Below are 15,666 nucleotides of genomic sequence, written 5' to 3' on the forward strand. Positions count from 1 at the left end.
CCGAAGGCCGAACAATGGGCATGCCCTCCCCGCTCCCCGTGCGCGACGGCGTCGGCGCCACGCGGTTGCACGTTCCGCTGACCGGGGATTGGCCGACGATCGCGGACTACATGGTCGAGCGGTTCTTCCACCTCGACCCCGAGCGGCTGCTCGTGCGGTTCGACCGCGGCGAGATCGTCGCCCGCGACGGACGACCGCTCAGGCGGGAGACGCCGCTGGGCGCCGAGGAGTTCGTCTGGTACTACCGGGAGCCGCCCGTCGAGAAGGAGATCCCCTTCACCGAGGAGATCCTGCACGAGGACGACCACCTCGTCGTGATCGACAAGCCGCACTTCCTGCCCACCACCCCGGGCGGGAAGTACCTGCAGAACTCCGCTCTCGTGCGGCTGCGCAACCGGCTCGGCAACCCGGAGCTCACGCCGATCCACCGCCTCGACCGCGCGACCGCCGGGCTACTGATGTTCTCCGTCCGCCCCGCCACCCGCGGCGCCTACCAGCTGCTGTTCGAGGATCGACGGGTCGAGAAGGTGTACGAGGCCGTATCGGCCCGGCCCGCCGGCTGGGATCCCTCCCGCTTCCCGCTGGTGTACCGCACCCACATCGAGAAGCACCGCGGAGAGGTGCGCGTGCAGGTCGACGACACCCGGGAGCCCAACTCGGAGACGCTCATCGACGTGATCGACGCCGACGACCGCGTGGTGCACACCCTGCTGCGCCCGCACAGCGGCAAGATGCACCAGTTGCGCGTGCACCTGGCCGCGCTCGGACTGGGCATCCTGCACGACGGCTTCTACCCGGAGCTGCTGCCCGAGCAGCCCGACGACTTCTCCCGGCCCCTGCAGCTCCTGGCGCGGGAACTGCGGTTCCTCGACCCGCTCACCGGTGAGGAGCGCGTGTTCACCACCCGCCGGAGCCTGCAGGACGCCCCGGCACGCTGACCCGCGCCCCACCGGGGGTCAGCGTCGCATGATCCTCCGGGCGAGCCGCGCTCCCAGCAACTGCACCAGGTGCACGAACACCACGATAAGGATGATGGCGGCCCACATCACGATCGGCTCGAACTGCCGGAAACCGTAGATCTGCGCGAACGCACCCAGGCCGCCGCCGCCGATCAGACCGGCCATCGCGGTCATGTCGATGAGCGCGACCACGATGAACGTGTAGCCGAGGATCAGCGGTCCGAGGGACTCCGGGATCGCGACCGTGAACAGGATGCGCCACGGCCCCGCCCCCATCGCCCGCGCCGCCTCGATCACGCCGGGCGACACCGACACGAGGTGCTGCTCCACGATGCGGCCGATCGCGAACGCCGCCGCGAGCCCGATGATGAACGCGCCCGCCGTGGTGCCGATGCCCGACCCCACCACGAGCCGTGCGAACGGCTGCGCGACGGCCATGAAGATCACGAACGGGATGGGTCGGAAGAAGTTGACCCCCAGGTTGACGAGCACCGAGACGACCCGGTTCTGCAGGAGTCCACCGGGGCGCGTGATGTAGAGGATGATGCCGATCGCAAGACCGAGGATCCCGCCGAGCACGAGCGCGAACGACGCCATGTACAGCGTCTCCAGTGCGGCCGACCAGAACTCGGGCCACAGTTCGTTCAGACGATCCATCAGCGGGCCTCCTCTGCGGCGATCACGGTCACGTCCACGCGCTCACCGATCGTGGTGAGCGCCCTGTCGATCGCGGAGGAGTCGCCGCGGATCGCGAGCGTCAGGTGCCCGAACGCCCTGCCCCGGATGTCGTTGATGCCGCCGTACACGAGCTCGAAGTCGAGTCCGGCGGCCGCGAGGTCGAGGAACACCTGCGCCTGCGACGAGTCGCCGTCGCGGAACGAGAACGTGACGAGGCGCCCGCGATGCCGCTCGCGCAGCACGGCGAGCTCGGACGGCGACGGCACGCCCTTCACGACCGTGCCGACGAAGCGCTGCGACGCCGGGTTCTGCGGCGCCGAGAACACGTCGAACACGTCGCCGCGCTCGATCACGCGACCGTTCTCCATCACGGCGACCTTGGTCGCGATCGTCTGGATGACGTCCATCTCGTGGGTGATGACCACGATGGTGACGCCCTGCTCCTCGTTGACCCGCTTGAGCAGGTCGAGGACCTCGTGCGTGGTCTGCGGGTCGAGGGCGCTGGTGGCCTCGTCGGCGAGCAGGATCGCGGGCTTGGTGGCCAGGGCCCGGGCGATGCCGACGCGCTGCTTCTGGCCGCCGGACAGCTGCTCGGGGTAGGCCTTCGCCTTGTCGGACAGCCCCACGAACGACAGCAGCTCGGTCACCCGCGCCTCGATGTCGGGCTTCGACCAGCCGGCCAGCGTCAGCGGGTAGGCCACGTTCGACCGCACGGTGCGCGAGGAGAACAGGTTGAACTGCTGGAAGATCATGCCGATGCCGCCGCGCACGCGGCGCAGTTCGCGTTCGCCGAGCGTGGTGAGATCGACGCCGTCGACCGTGATGGTGCCGCTCGTCGCCGGCTCCAGGGCGTTGATCAGGCGCACCAGCGTCGACTTGCCGGCGCCGGAGTAGCCGATGATGCCGTACACATCGCCCTGGTCGATGTCGAGGGTCACGTCGTCGACGGCGACGACCTCCGGTTCACCGTGACTGCGGGAGGGGTAGGTCTTGGACACGTTCGTCAGGGAGACGATCGGCATGTGCTGCTCCGGTCTGGGTCTCGGGAAACGGAGAATCGGGCGACGCGAGAGGCGCCACCCGATTCTCCCTCATGGGGTGGGGGTGCCCCGCACCCCCACTGCGTCACTTCTTCGCGTCGGCGTCCTTCTGGACCTTCTCCAGCGAGGCCACGAGGTCCTTCACCGGCGTCTGCAGCGCCACCGCCGTGCCACCGGAGGACTCGAGGAGTCCCGCCTGCACGTCCTCGTTCGTCTGGAAGATCTCGACCAGCTTGTTGTAGGTCTCGTTGTCGGCATCCTCCGCGCGGGCCGCGAAGATGTTCACGTACGGCAGGGCGCTCGGGTCCTCGGGGTCGTCCTGCGCGATCGCGTCGTCGAACGTGAGCCCGGCGTCCTCCACGAAGTCGTTGTTGATGATCGCAGCGGCGACATCGGGCAGCGAGGTGGGGATGAGCGCCGCCTCCAGCGCCTTCACCTGCACCTTCGACTTCTCGGTGTCGACGTCGGCGAGGTCGGAGTAGGGCGTGCCGCCGCTCTTCAGCTCGACGAGGCCGGCCTGCTGCAGCACGTTCAGCGCGCGGGCCTGGTTCGACGCGTCGTCCGGCACGGCGACGGTCTCGCCCTTGGGGATGTCGTCCACGTCGTCGTACTTCTTCGAGTACAGGCCGAGCGGGTAGATCGCGGTGGAGCCGATCGGCGTGAGGTCGGAGCCCGAGGCGTTGTTGTACTCGGCGAGGTACACGATGTGCTGGAACTGGTTGAGGTCGATCTCGCCCTCGCTCAGCGCGGGGTTCGGCTGCTCGTAGGAGCCGAAGTCGACCAGCTCGACCGTGATGCCCTCGTCGGCGGCAGCCTCGACGAAGGCGGGCCACTGCGCGTCGCCCTTGCCGACGACCCCGATCTTGACGGTCTCGTTCCCCGCGTCGCCGGAACCGGCGTCGGAGGAGGCCGTCGCGCATCCGGAGAGCGCGACGAACAGCGGGACCGCGGCGAGCGCGGCGAGGACGGTGGTGGTGCGGCGGGACATGATGAGGGGGTTCCTTCCTGGCGGGACCCGACTACGTTAGGCAGGTCGGGCGCAGGCGGCGGAATCGCGCCGTCACACGGCGTCACAGGTCCCGGCGGCGCCCGGGGCGGACCACCGGGTGAGGGTCAGTCGAACTCCTCGATGCCCTGCAGACGCACCTGTTCGAGGTCGAGCCGGGCCGAGATGCGCCGCACCACCAGGTCGTCCACGGTCCCGGCGCTGCGCAGCCCGAGCAGCACCTCGCGCTTGCGGTCGAGCAGCGCGAGCTTGAGTCGCGTGTGCTCCTCGTGCCGGATGAGCGGAGAGCGCTGGGCCAGGTCGACGTCGGCCGAGGTCGCGATCATCTGCAGCACCGTGCCGTCGCTCGACTCGGGGTCGACCGCGCCGCCGACGCCGCCGTCGGGTTCCGGCTCCCCGGTGCCCTCCTCCCCGCCGATGCCCAGGGGGTCGGGCTCGCCGAGCATGTCGTCCAGCGCCTCGGCCTCCGCGTCGATCAGGGCCTGCTCCCGCGCCAGGGTCCGGGCGTTCGCGAACTCCAGGTTGCGATACCCCTCGGCCCGCACGTGATCGCGCACCTCCGCGCCGACGCCGTGCTCGGCGGCCAGGTCGTCCAGCGCGGCCAGAGCGGCGCCGGAGATCGCGCGCTCCGCGAGCTCGAACTCCTCGGCCTCCGCGTGGTCGACCGGGAACCGCGCCCAGCGCACCAGGGCGGGCAGCATGGGGGCCTGCGCGAGCAGACTGAGCAGGATCACCCCGGCCGTCACGAGCACGATCTCGTCGCGGCCGGCGATCGCGCCGCCCTCGGTCACGGTCGTGGGCACCGACAGGGCGATCGCGAGCGACACGGCTCCGCGCATCCCCGCGACGGTGGACACGAGGCGGGCACGGGAGCGCGAGCCAGGGGCCGGGCGGGCGGACGGCCTGCCCTGGAACAGCACGTTGAGCAGCTGGAACAGGTAGCGCACGACCAGCAGCGTGGCCCACACCGCGAGCGTGATCAGCACCAGTCGCCCGATCACCGACGGCGGCACCTCGTGCACCACGTACTGCACCTCGAGCCCGATGAGCACGAACAGCGCGCCGTTGAGGAGGAACACGCCGAAGGGCCACGCCGCGTCCGCCTGGCGCCGCGACGCCGCAGTCGTCACGCGCGGCGACACCCAGGCCACGATGAGTCCGGCCACGACCACGGCCAGCACCCCCGAGGCGTGCACCATCTCGGCGACCAGGAACGCCGAGAACGGCACGAGCAGCAGCGTCACGTTGATGACGATGGTCGACGACATGCGACGCAGCAGCAGGTACGCGATCGCGGCGACCGCGACGCCCGCCGCGACCCCGCCGACGTACGACACCAGCACGTCCCACGTGACGGAGAGCGGCGTGACCTGGCCGCCGAGCGCGAGCGACACCGCGATCGCATACAGGACGAGCGCGGTGCCGTCGTTCGTGAGGCTCTCCGCCTTCAGCTTCATGAACATGCGTCGCGGCAGCAGACGTCCGAGCGCGGCAACCGCGGTGGCATCGGGCGGGGCGACGGCGGCGCCCAGGATGAGCGCGACCTCCCACGGCATCCCGAACAGCACGCCGATGCCCGCGACCGCGAACGCCGAGGCCACCACGAGCAGGGTGCTCATCGGCAGGATGTAGCGGAAGTCGCGGCGGATCGAGCGCAGCGACGTGGTGAGGCTCTCCCAGAACAGGATCACGGGCAGGAACAGCAGCAGCACGGTCTCCGGCGGCAGCTGCACCTCGCGCAGCTCCGGCACGAAACCGAGCAGCAGTCCGAGCAGGACGAGGACGAGCGGGAGCGCGAGACGCACGCGCGGGGCGATCAGGGTTCCGACGAGGATCGTGAGTCCGAGCAGGACGGTGACTTCAAGGCCTTCCATCCCTACCTCCCAACGCTATGGGGAGAAGGATATTCCTGGTCTCAGCCGATCTGTTCGGTGAGTTCGAACCAGCGCAGCTCGAGCTCCTCGATCTCGGCCTCCTGCGCCGAGATCTCCTTCATCCGCTCCCCCAGTCCGGCGTAGTCGGACTGGTCGTGGTCGGCGAGCGCGTGCTTGGCCGCGTCGACCTGCGCGGTGAGCTTCTGGATGCGTCGTTCGAGCGCCGCGACCTCTTTCTGCGCCGTGCGGAGCGCGGCACCGTCGAGGCCGGTCGGTGCCGCCGCAGCGGCACTCGCGGAGGGCTTCGGCCCCTCGGCCTCCACCCGCTCGCGCAGCCGCAGGTACTCGTCCACGCCGCCGGGGAGGTGGCGCAGCCGTCCGGCGCCGTCGGGCCCCGGGAGGATCGCGTACTGCTGGTCGGTCACGCGCTCCAGGAAGTACCGGTCGTGGCTGACGACCAGGAGGGTGCCCGACCAGGAGTCGAGGAGGTCCTCGATCGCGGCGAGCATGTCGGTGTCCATGTCGTTGGTCGGCTCGTCGAGGATCAGCACGTTGGGCTGGTCGAGCAGCACGAGCAGCAGCTGCAACCGGCGCTGCTGGCCGCCCGAGAGGTCTTTGACCGGTGTCGACAGCTGCGCCGACGAGAACCCGAGCCGCTCCAGCAGCTGACCGGGCGTGAGGTCTTGCGCCTTCGACCCGGCGCCGAGCGTGTAGGAGGTGCGCAACCCGGAGATCACCACGCGCACCGGGTCGTTCCAGTGCGGCGTGAGCTCGTCGAGGCGCTGCGTGAGGGTGCGCACCTGCACGGTCTTGCCGCGCTTGACCCGGCCCTCTGTCGGCTCGACGGCACCGGAGATCAGCCCGAGCAGCGTGGACTTCCCCGCCCCGTTCACCCCGAGGATGCCGGTGCGCTCCCCCGGTGCGATGCGCCACTCCACGTCCTTCAGCACCGTTCTGGTGCCGCCGTCCTCGGTCGGGTAGGTCACGCCGACGTCGAGCAGGTCGACCACGTCCTTCCCGAGCCGCGACACCGCGAGCGACTGCAGCGAAACCTTGTCGCGGATCTCCGGCACGTCCGCGATCAGCTCGTTGGCCGCGTCGATGCGGAACTTCGGCTTGCTGGTGCGCGCGGGGGCGCCGCGGCGCAGCCACGCGAGCTCCTTGCGGGCGAGGTTCTGCCGCTTCGCCTCGGTCGCCGCGGCCATGCGGTCGCGCTCGACCCGCTGCAGGATGTACGCCGCGTAGCCGCCCTCGAACGGCTCGACGATGCGGTCGTGCACCTCCCACGTCTCGGTGCAGATCTCGTCGAGGAACCAGCGGTCGTGCGTGACGACCAGCAGCGCCCCGGCGTTCGGGGACCAGCGCTTCTTCAGATGACCGGCGAGCCAGGTGATGGCCTCGACGTCGAGGTGGTTGGTGGGCTCGTCGAGCGCGATCACGTCCCAGTCGCCGGTCAGGAGCTTGGCGAGCGACACACGCCGCCGCTGGCCGCCGCTGAGCGATCCGATCCGCGCGTCCCACGGGAGCTCCCGCAGCAGCCCGTCGATCACATCGCGCACCCGGGCGTCGCCCGCCCACTCGTGCTCCGGCACGTCGCCGACCACGGCCGCGCCGATCGTGAGGTCGTCCGGGAGCGTATCCGCCTGGGTCAGCACACCGATGCGGGTGCCGCCGCGCACGGTCACCCGGCCGGAGTCCGGCTCCTTGGTGCCGGCGAGCATGCCGAGGAGGCTGGACTTGCCGTCGCCGTTGCGGCCGACGATCCCGATGCGGTCCCCCTCCTCGATGCCGAGGGTGACGGAGTCGAAGACGACGCGGGTCGGGTATTCGAGGTGCAGGGCTTCGGCCCCAAGAAGATGTGCCATGTCCTCTCCAGGGTAGTCGCGGATCGCCGGCCGCCCGCCCTGTCGTCAGCGGGAGCCGAAGAGCTCCGGCAGCGCCGCGGTGAACACGTCGAAGTGGCTGTACCAGACGGTGTGCGCCGCGCCGGGGATGCTCCGCACGCGGACGCCCTCGTGCTCGAACCGGCGCGCGTCCTCGTCGGTGACCCACGCGCTGGGGTCGGCGCGGACCACGATCGAGCCCGGTGCGGCGCTCCAGTGCCCATCGGAGCCGCACGACACGGACGCGGCCGTCGCGGCATCGAACCGCTCGGCCGCGCGGGCCTCCGCCTCGGCATCGGCGACCGAATAGAACGGACGCGCGCGGCGCAGCTCGGCCGGCGACAGGCGTGCACGCCGGTCGTGTTCGTACTGCGACACCAGCGCCGCGCGATCCTGACCGCCCTGCAGGGTCAGCGCCGCGTCGACGTAGACGGCGAGCGCCGGTTCGAGTCGCGGGGCGGCCGCGGCGAGGACCGTGGCACCGAAGGAGTGTCCCATCGCGGCGATCAGGGGCGGGCCGGGGGTGGCGGACGGGGGCTCGAGGAGGCACGCCAGGGTCTCGACGACCGCGTCGGCCGCGCTCTCGATCGTGAGCTGCGGGTCGCGCGGCGAGAGTCCGTGACCGGGGAGATCGAGCGCGAGCACGCGGAAACCGCGCTCCGTCAGCGCGGGCACGACGCGGTGCCAGCTCTCGGCGGAGCCCATCATGCCGTGGAGGAGCACGACCGTGTGCTCGCCCGAACCGGCTTCGACGACGTTGAGAAGCATCGCGTCAGTAAACCACGACCGTTACCTTTCCGTGACCTGACTTTCGTCCATACTCGTTCGATCCTTTGTTCGAATGTCGGTGGTCGGTGATGGAGTGAAGTCATGACCGCGCTGCTCGACGCCACCGACTCCCAGCGGGCGATGCTCGCCGAGCTGGTCGCGGGCCTGGTCGCGGCGGAGCAGACGCTGAGCAGCATGCAGGCCGCCCGCGACGGCTTGCTGGCCCTGGCCGGGCGCCTCGCGGTCGACATCGCCCGGCAGGGGCGCCACCCCGACCACGGCGACCTGGCGATCCGCACGGTCGCCGCCGAGATCGGCGCGGCCCAGCGCGCGAGCGATCGCGCGGTCGAACGGCGCATGTCCGAGGCGTCCTGGCTGGTCGAGCGCTTCCCCGCGGTGTGGGAGGCGCAGGGCCGCGGGCTGATCAGCGCGGCGCACGCGCGCGCGATCCTCGACGCGGGCGCGCATCTCCACGACGCTTCCGAGCGGTCGGCCTTCGCCGACGACGCCGTAGCCCTCGCGCAGACCACCTCGCCCAACCGGCTGCGGCCGCTCGTGCGACGCCTCGCCGAACGCTTCCAGGAGCGCACGGTCACCGAACGGCACCGCGACGCCCGCGAGCAGCGGCGGGTCTGGGTGAAAGACGCAGGCGACGGGATGGCCGACCTGGGCATGCACGGACCGGCGGCACTCGTCCACGGCATGTTCGACCGGCTGTCGCAGATGGCTCACGCCGTACAGCAGGAGAACGCGCGCGCGGAGCGGGGCGCGACCGAGCCCTCCCCTGCCACACCCGACACCCGCACGGTCGACCAGCTGCGAGCCGACCTGCTCTCCAATCTGGTGCTGACTGGCACCCCGGCCGGCCACGACACGGCGGACGGTCTGCTGGGCGAGCTGCGGGCGCGCGTGGAGGTGACGGTGCCTGTGCTGACCCTTCTTCGTGACGATCACCCCACGGCGGTGGGCGCTCCGGCTGAGCTCGACGGCCAGACGCCGATCGATGCGGAGACCGCCCGACATCTGACCGGCGGCGCCGCGGGGTGGGACCGGGTGCTCACGCATCCGATCAGCGGCGCGATGCTCGCGGTCGACCGCTACCGGCCGAGCGAGGAGCTCCGCCGGCACCTGCGAGCGCGCGACCAGCACTGCCGTTTCCCCGGATGCGGCCTCGCGGCGCGGAAGAGCGACCTCGACCACAGCCACGATGCGGCCCACGGCGGGAAGACCGAGCACCGGAACCTGGCGACCCTCTGCCGCAGACACCACACCCTCAAGCACCACTCCCCGTGGCAGGTGCGGCAGCGGCCGGGCGGCCTTCTGGAGTGGACGAGTCCGGCCGGACGGAGCTACCTCGACCGCCCGCCGCCTCGGCCATCGGTGGTGTTCGCGGAGGCGGGTGTGCAGGATGGCCGCGGCGCGGGGACCGGTGGAGGCGCATGGGACGCGGGTGCGGACATGGGCGCGGCACCGTTCTGAGTCGCGAGGCTGCGAGCGCAATGATGATGCCGGCGGGTGCGGCGAGCGGTGGATGCAGCGAGTGTGGCGAGTGCGGCGAGCGCGGCAGGTGCGGCGGGTGCGCCTCCCCCTAGAGTGGAAGCATGTCGAGCCCCGAATCAGACAGGTCGGGGGCTGCCGGTCGCACCGCCAGTCCCGACACTCGCTGACTCGTCGCATCCGCCCCCGGGGCGGGCGCTCCCCCGTCGCACCCGTCGCACCCGTCGCACCGGGCTGGCCGTGGTGACCAGAAGACCCCTTCTGCTCTCTCACCTCGGAGTCCTCGATGCCTCTTGCCCTCTACTCCCTCGCCCTGACGGTGTTCGTCATGGGCACGTCCGAATTCATGCTCGCCGGGCTCCTCCCCGCGATCGCCGACGATCTCGCCATCCCCGTCGGGTCCGCGGGACTGCTCACCTCCGCCTTCGCGATCGGAATGGTCGTGGGCGCCCCGGTGATGGCGGCCTTCGCGCGCGGATGGCCGCCTCGCCTCACCCTGCTCCTGTGCCTGCTGGCGTTCGGCGCGTGCCACGTGCTCGGCGCCCTCACCACGTCGTTCGAGGTCCTGCTCCTCACGCGGGCGGCGAGCGCGATCGCCAACGCCGGCTTCCTCGCCGTCGCCCTGCGCACCGCGACGTCGCTGGTACCGCCCGGCCAGACCGGGCGCGCCATCTCAGTGCTCCTGGCGGGCACCACCGTCGCCACGGTCGCGGGCGTTCCCGCGGGCGCCGTGCTGGGCGCGGTCTGGGGGTGGCGCGCCACCTTCTGGGCGGTCGCGCTGCTCTGCGTGCCCGCCCTCCTTGGGATCGTCCGCGGCGTCCCCGCGCGCGTGATCGCTCCATTCCGGCCAGAGTCCGCACCCCTACCCACACCCGCGCCCGCGCCCGCGGCCACGCCCACACCCACACCCACACCCACACCCACACCCACACCCACACCCACACCCACACCCACGGCCACGGCCACGCCGACCCTGCGTGCCGAGCTGCGCGTCTTCGGCACCCGACCGGTCGCCATCGCTCTGGCGCTCGCAGCGCTGATCAACGGCGGCACGTTCGCCGCCTTCACGTTCCTCGCGCCGATCGTGACCGAGACCGCGCACCTGGCCGAGGGATGGGTGGCGATCGCCCTGGTGCTCTTCGGCGTCGGGTCGTTCGTCGGTGTGACCGTCGCTGGGCGACTCTCCGACCGGCACCCCGGGCTGGTGGTCGGCATCGGCGGACCGCTGCTGCTCGCCGGCTGGACGTCGTTCGCGCTCCTCGCGACCCACCCCGCGGCTCTGCTCGCCGGCGTGCTCGTGCTGGGGGTGCTGTCGTTCGGGGTGGGCAGCACCCTGGTCACACGGGTGCTGTACGCCGCGACCGGGGCACCGACCATGGCCGGCTCCGCCGCGACCACAGCCCTGAACGTCGGAGCGGCCGCGGGCCCCGTGCTCGGAGCCGCGGCACTGGCGACCGGCACCGGACCTCTCGGACCGGTCTGGGTCGCGGTCGCCCTCACCGGGATCGCCCTCACCCTCCTGCTCCTCACCCGCGCCTCCATGACGCGCACCTCGTGACGCGACCTCGTGATCGGCGCCGGTGCGCTGGCGTCACGGGCGCCGCGAACGACACAGCCCCGTGACGCGGGCGCCGGACAGGCACGGGCCCTCACGCGGACGAGCCGCCCGCCCCTGATGGGACGGACGGCTCGTGCGCTGTGCGAATCGTGTTACTGGTACGACTTCACGATCTCGAGGAGGCTCGGCACGTTGGCGTACGCCTCGGCCGCGTTCTCCTTGGTGACGATGACCGGCGGGAGCAGGTAGGCCGGAACGACCTTCTTGCCGTTGTCGTACTGGTCGGTGTCGTTGACGTCGACCTCGTCGCCCTTCTGCAGCTGGCCGACCATCTTGATGGCCTGCTCCACGAGCAGCGTGGTGTCCTTGTTGATCGTGGAGTACTGGACGCCCTCCATGATCGACTTCACCGACTCGACCTCGGAGTCCTGACCGGTCACGACCGGGACGGGCTTGCCGGCACCCTGCACCGAGGTGATGATGGCGCGCGCGAGCGTGTCGTTCGGGGACAGGACGCCGTCGAGCGTCTCCGAGCCGTACGTCGAGGTGAGGATCGAGTCCATGCGGCGCTGGGCGTTCTCCGGCTTCCATCCCTCGGTCGCGGTCTGGGAGATCTCGGTCTGACCGGAGACGACGTTCAGCGTGCCGTCGTCGATCTTCGGCTGCAGCACCTCCATCGCGCCGTTGAAGAACACGGCGGAGTTGGCGTCGTCCGGCGAACCCGAGAACAGCTCGATGTTGTACGGCGCCTCGTGGCCCGCGCGCTCGGCGAGACCGTCGAGGAGCGCCTGGCCCTGGAGCTTGCCGACCTCGAAGTTGTCGAACGCGACGTAGTAGTCCACCGCGTCGGTGTTCTCGATCAGGCGGTCGTACGCGATGACGGCGACACCGGCGTCGCGCGCGGCCTCGACCTGGGTGGTGAGCTGCTTGCCGTCCTTCGCGCCGATGATGATGACCTTGGCACCGCCGGTGACCATCGCCTGGATCTGGTTCTGCTGCTCGGCGACCGTGTTGCTGGCCGGCGCGTACTGCACGTCGGCCTTGAACCCGGCCTTCTCCAGGCCATCGGTGAACAGCTGGCCGGCCAGGACCCAGTTCTCCGAGGTCTTGTCCGGGAGGGCGACACCGATCGTGGCGTCGGCGGCGAAGCCCTTCGTGGCCTCGTCGCCGGAACCCGATCCCGTGTCACCGCCGCGCTCTGAGGAGCAGCCGGTGAGGGCGAATGCGCCCGCGACGACAAGCGCTGTCGCCGACAGAAGAATCTTCTTCATGTGATCTCTTTCTCTGGTGTGTGCAGGTCTCGTCGCGCGTGCGCTGCGCGACGCGGCCCTTACTTTCCGCGCGTCTCCTCGACGGCGGGGGCTTCGTACTTCTGGCTGGTGGGGTAATTCGTCTTCGTCGGGTCGAAGGTGTCGGTGGCCGGGTCCTGCTTGCGGCCGAAGCGGCGCGTGAGGAAGCCGGTGATCGAGGGGCGTCCCTGCTGCTTGTTCCACACGTCGATGCCGACCGCGAACAGCAGCACGAGGCCCTTGATCATCGACACGACGTCGGCGCCGGCGCCGAGCAGGGCGAGGCCGTTGTTGAGGAACGCCATCACGAGACCACCGATGATCGACCCGATCACGGTGCCGATGCCGCCCGAGACGGCCGCACCGCCGATGAAGACCGAGGCGATCGCGTCGAGCTCCCAGCCGTTGCCGTCCTGGGGACCGGACGCGGTCGCCCTCGCGACGTAGATCATGCCGGCGAGCGAGGCCAGGACCGACATGTTCATCATGACGAAGAAGTCGACCCAGCGGTCCTTCACGCCCGACAGGCGCGCCGCCTGCCGGTTGCCGCCGACCGCGTAGATGTGCCGGCCGAACACGGTGTTGTTCGTGATGAACGAGTACAGGATGACCAGGGCGAGCAGGATGACGCCCGAGATCGGGAAGCTGGTGCCCTCACGGCCGGTGGCGAACAGCCAGCCCGCGATGAGGATGACCGCCGAGATCAGCACGACCTTGGTGACGCTGACCCACAGCGGCGCCATGTCGGAGCCCATCTTGCGCTGCACGCGACGCGTACGGATCTCCCAGAACACGATCCACGCCACACCGGCGAGCGCCAGCAGCATGGTCGGGATGTTGAACGGCAGCGGCAGTGCGATCTCCGGCAGGTACCCCGCGCCGATGATCTTGAAGCCCTCGGGAACGGGCACCGACTGCGAGTCGCCGACCCACTGGTTCGCCCCGCGGAAGAACAGCATGCCGGCCAGGGTCACGATGAACGCCGGCACTCCCACATAGGCGACCCAGAAGCCCTGCCAGGCTCCCACGAGCACACCGACCCCCAGTCCCAGCAGGATGCCGAGCGGCCAGGGGAGGTTCCAGTCCTGCATCGCCTTGGCCACCACGATGCCCGTGAACGCGGCGACCGAACCGACCGAGAGGTCGATGTGCCCCATGATGATGACCATCACCATGCCGATCGCCAGGATCAGGATGTACGAGTACTGGTTGACGACGTTGATGAGGTTCCCGGACGACAGCGTGAGCCCGGTGCCCTTCACGATCCACGTCAGCACCTGGAAGACGACGAGGATGACGACGAGGCTGCCGAGGATGCCGAACTGGCGCAGCGTGGAGGTGCCGCCGCCGCCGAACATCTTCGTGATGTCCTTGAAGTGGAAGCCGCGCTTCGCGGTGGTCGAGTCGGTGGTCATGCGGATGCTTTCTGGGTCGCGGAGGTCATGCTGCGCATGAGGTCCTCGGGGGTCGCCTGGTCGGCCGGGATGCAGTCGGTGACCCGGCCTTCGAACACGGTGTAGATGCGGTCGGAGATGCCGAGAAGCTCGGGCAGCTCGCTGGAGATCACGATCACGCCTTTGCCCTGGGCGGCGAGCTCGTTGATGATCGCGTAGATCTCGTACTTCGCGCCGACGTCGATGCCGCGGGTCGGCTCGTCGAGGATCAGCAGGTCGGGGTCGGTGAACATCCACTTCGCGAGGACGACCTTCTGCTGGTTGCCGCCCGAGAGCTTGCCGACGCCCTCCTCCACCGACGGAGTCTTGATGCGCAGCGCCTTGCGGTAGCGTTCGGCGACCGCGAACTCCTCGCGCGCGTCGACCACCCCGTTGTGGGCGATCTTCGACAGCTTCGCCGCCACGATCGACCGCTTGATGGTGTCGAGCAGGTTGAGTCCCAGCACCTTGCGGTCCTCGCTCACGTAGGCGAGGCCGTGCTTGATGGCCGCGGCGACATCGGGCAGCTCGATCTCCTGCCCGTCCTTCACGAGCGTGCCGGAGAGGAACGTGCCGTAGGAGCGGCCGAAGATGCTCATGGCGAGCTCGGTGCGCCCGGCTCCCATGAGCCCGGCGATGCCGACGACCTCCCCGCGGCGCACGTTCAGGTTCGACCCCTTCACGACCATGCGCTCCGGCACCGTCGGGTGCTGCACCCACCAGTCCCTGACCTCGAAGAACACCTCGCCGATCTCGGGCGTGCGGTCGGGGTAGCGGCTCTCCAGCGACCGGCCGACCATGCCGCGGATGATGCGGTCCTCGTTGATCTCGCCGCGGGAGATGTCGAGCGTCTCGACCGTGCGGCCGTCGCGGATGATCGTGATCTCGTCGGCGATCTGCTCGATCTCGTTGAGCTTGTGGCTGATCATGATCGACGCGATGCCCTTGGCCTTGAGCCCCAGGATCAGGTCGAGCAGGTGCTGGGAGTCGTTCTCGTTCAGGGCCGCAGTCGGCTCGTCGAGGATCAGGAGCTTGACGTCCTTGTTGAGGGCCTTGGCGATCTCGATGAGCTGCTGCTTGCCGACGCCGAGGGTCTTGATCGGCACGTCGGGGTCTTCGCTCAGCCCGACGCGGGCGAGCAGCTCGATCGTGCGCTCCTTCTGCGCCTGCCAGTCGATGCGGCCGAAGCGGCGGATCTCATTGCCGAGGAAGATGTTCTCGGTGACGGACAGCTCGGGGATGAGCGCCAGCTCCTGGTGGATGATGACGATGCCCGCCTGCTCGCTCGCGGCGATGTCCTTGAAGCGCTGCTCCTCGCCGTACAGCAGGATCTCCCCGTCGTAGCTGCCGTACGGGTACACCCCGGAGAGGACCTTCATCAGCGTCGACTTCCCGGCGCCGTTCTCGCCGCAGATCGCGTGGATCTCGCCGGCGCGGACGGTGATCGAGACGTCGGCGAGCGCCTTGACCCCCGGGAACTCCTTGGTGATGCTGCGCATCTCCAGGATCGGGCCTGACACGGTCGGCAACGTTGCAGTGGTGCTCACGGATCTTCCTCGCGACGTGCGGTCACCTTCGATGTGACCGTTCACATCGATACATCGTCGTCTCCCGCGGGAGCGGTGTCAAGTCGGCGCGGGCATTCCGTGTCGCGACCGTGACCTCCCCGCGATCCGCAGGA

Annotated in this window: 12 protein-coding genes; 3 read left to right on the forward strand and 9 right to left on the reverse strand. The window is 70.0% G+C overall.

Annotation, left to right across the window (positions count from 1 at the left end; all coding sequences use genetic code 11):
- Positions 1 to 14 precede the first annotated feature (14 nt).
- Positions 15 to 938, forward strand: coding sequence for a pseudouridine synthase (locus tag KV394_RS16865; RefSeq protein WP_247981952.1), 924 nt, complete (start codon positions 15 to 17; stop codon positions 936 to 938).
- An 18-nt stretch (positions 939 to 956) separates the two neighbouring features.
- On the opposite strand, the gene KV394_RS16870 is transcribed toward KV394_RS16865, so the two are convergent.
- The 6 genes from KV394_RS16870 to KV394_RS16895 all read right to left on the reverse strand — a co-directional run bounded on the left by KV394_RS16870 (position 957) and on the right by KV394_RS16895 (position 8,208).
- Positions 957 to 1,616 (reverse strand): methionine ABC transporter permease, encoded by a 660-nt coding sequence (locus KV394_RS16870; protein ID WP_247981953.1) that lies wholly within the window; start codon positions 1,614 to 1,616, stop codon positions 957 to 959.
- Entirely contained in the window at positions 1,616 to 2,659 is a 1,044-nt protein-coding gene (locus tag KV394_RS16875; protein WP_136030433.1) for a methionine ABC transporter ATP-binding protein, read from the reverse strand. The genes KV394_RS16870 and KV394_RS16875 overlap by 1 nt, the downstream gene beginning before the upstream one ends.
- A 103-nt stretch (positions 2,660 to 2,762) precedes the next feature.
- Positions 2,763 to 3,665, reverse strand: coding sequence for a MetQ/NlpA family ABC transporter substrate-binding protein (locus KV394_RS16880; RefSeq protein WP_136030435.1), 903 nt, complete (start codon positions 3,663 to 3,665; stop codon positions 2,763 to 2,765).
- Positions 3,666 to 3,790: 125 nt separating this feature from the next.
- On the reverse strand, positions 3,791 to 5,557 hold the full coding sequence (locus KV394_RS16885) for a Na+/H+ antiporter (protein WP_136036320.1): 1,767 nt from the start codon (positions 5,555 to 5,557) through the stop codon (positions 3,791 to 3,793).
- A 41-nt stretch (positions 5,558 to 5,598) separates the two neighbouring features.
- Positions 5,599 to 7,422 (reverse strand): ABC-F family ATP-binding cassette domain-containing protein, encoded by a 1,824-nt coding sequence (locus KV394_RS16890; RefSeq protein ID WP_247981954.1) that lies wholly within the window; start codon positions 7,420 to 7,422, stop codon positions 5,599 to 5,601.
- A gap of 45 nt (positions 7,423 to 7,467) precedes the next feature.
- Positions 7,468 to 8,208 (reverse strand): alpha/beta fold hydrolase, encoded by a 741-nt coding sequence (locus KV394_RS16895; RefSeq protein ID WP_206253086.1) that lies wholly within the window; start codon positions 8,206 to 8,208, stop codon positions 7,468 to 7,470.
- Between the two features lie 102 nt (positions 8,209 to 8,310).
- Between KV394_RS16895 and KV394_RS16900 the strand changes: the two genes are divergently transcribed.
- Together KV394_RS16900 and KV394_RS16905 are read left to right on the forward strand one after the other, a co-directional pair.
- Complete coding sequence (locus KV394_RS16900) at positions 8,311 to 9,687, forward strand: HNH endonuclease signature motif containing protein (RefSeq protein WP_247981955.1); 1,377 nt, start codon at positions 8,311 to 8,313, stop codon at positions 9,685 to 9,687.
- A 304-nt stretch (positions 9,688 to 9,991) separates the two neighbouring features.
- Positions 9,992 to 11,263: an MFS transporter gene (locus tag KV394_RS16905; protein WP_247981956.1), complete on the forward strand. Its 1,272-nt coding sequence runs from the start codon at positions 9,992 to 9,994 to the stop codon at positions 11,261 to 11,263.
- A 152-nt stretch (positions 11,264 to 11,415) separates the two neighbouring features.
- Here KV394_RS16905 and KV394_RS16910 read toward each other — a convergent pair whose 3' ends face one another.
- From KV394_RS16910 to mmsA, 3 genes are read right to left on the reverse strand one after another with little or no spacing between them, the layout of a single operon-like run.
- The gene (locus KV394_RS16910; protein ID WP_136045801.1) at positions 11,416 to 12,534 is read right to left on the reverse strand and encodes a substrate-binding domain-containing protein; all 1,119 of its coding nucleotides are present in this window, start codon (positions 12,532 to 12,534) and stop codon (positions 11,416 to 11,418) included.
- Between the two features lie 59 nt (positions 12,535 to 12,593).
- Positions 12,594 to 13,967, reverse strand: a complete 1,374-nt coding sequence (gene mmsB / locus KV394_RS16915) for a multiple monosaccharide ABC transporter permease (RefSeq protein ID WP_136028597.1) — start codon at positions 13,965 to 13,967, stop codon at positions 12,594 to 12,596.
- The gene (gene mmsA, locus KV394_RS16920) at positions 13,964 to 15,577 is read right to left on the reverse strand and encodes a multiple monosaccharide ABC transporter ATP-binding protein (protein ID WP_407665449.1); all 1,614 of its coding nucleotides are present in this window, start codon (positions 15,575 to 15,577) and stop codon (positions 13,964 to 13,966) included. Before mmsA ends, mmsB begins: the two co-directional genes overlap by 4 nt.
- Between the last annotated feature and the right edge of the window lie 89 nt (positions 15,578 to 15,666).

It is taken from the genome of Microbacterium sufflavum (assembly GCF_023101165.1).
Taxonomy (GTDB): Bacteria; Actinomycetota; Actinomycetes; order Actinomycetales; family Microbacteriaceae; genus Microbacterium; species Microbacterium sufflavum.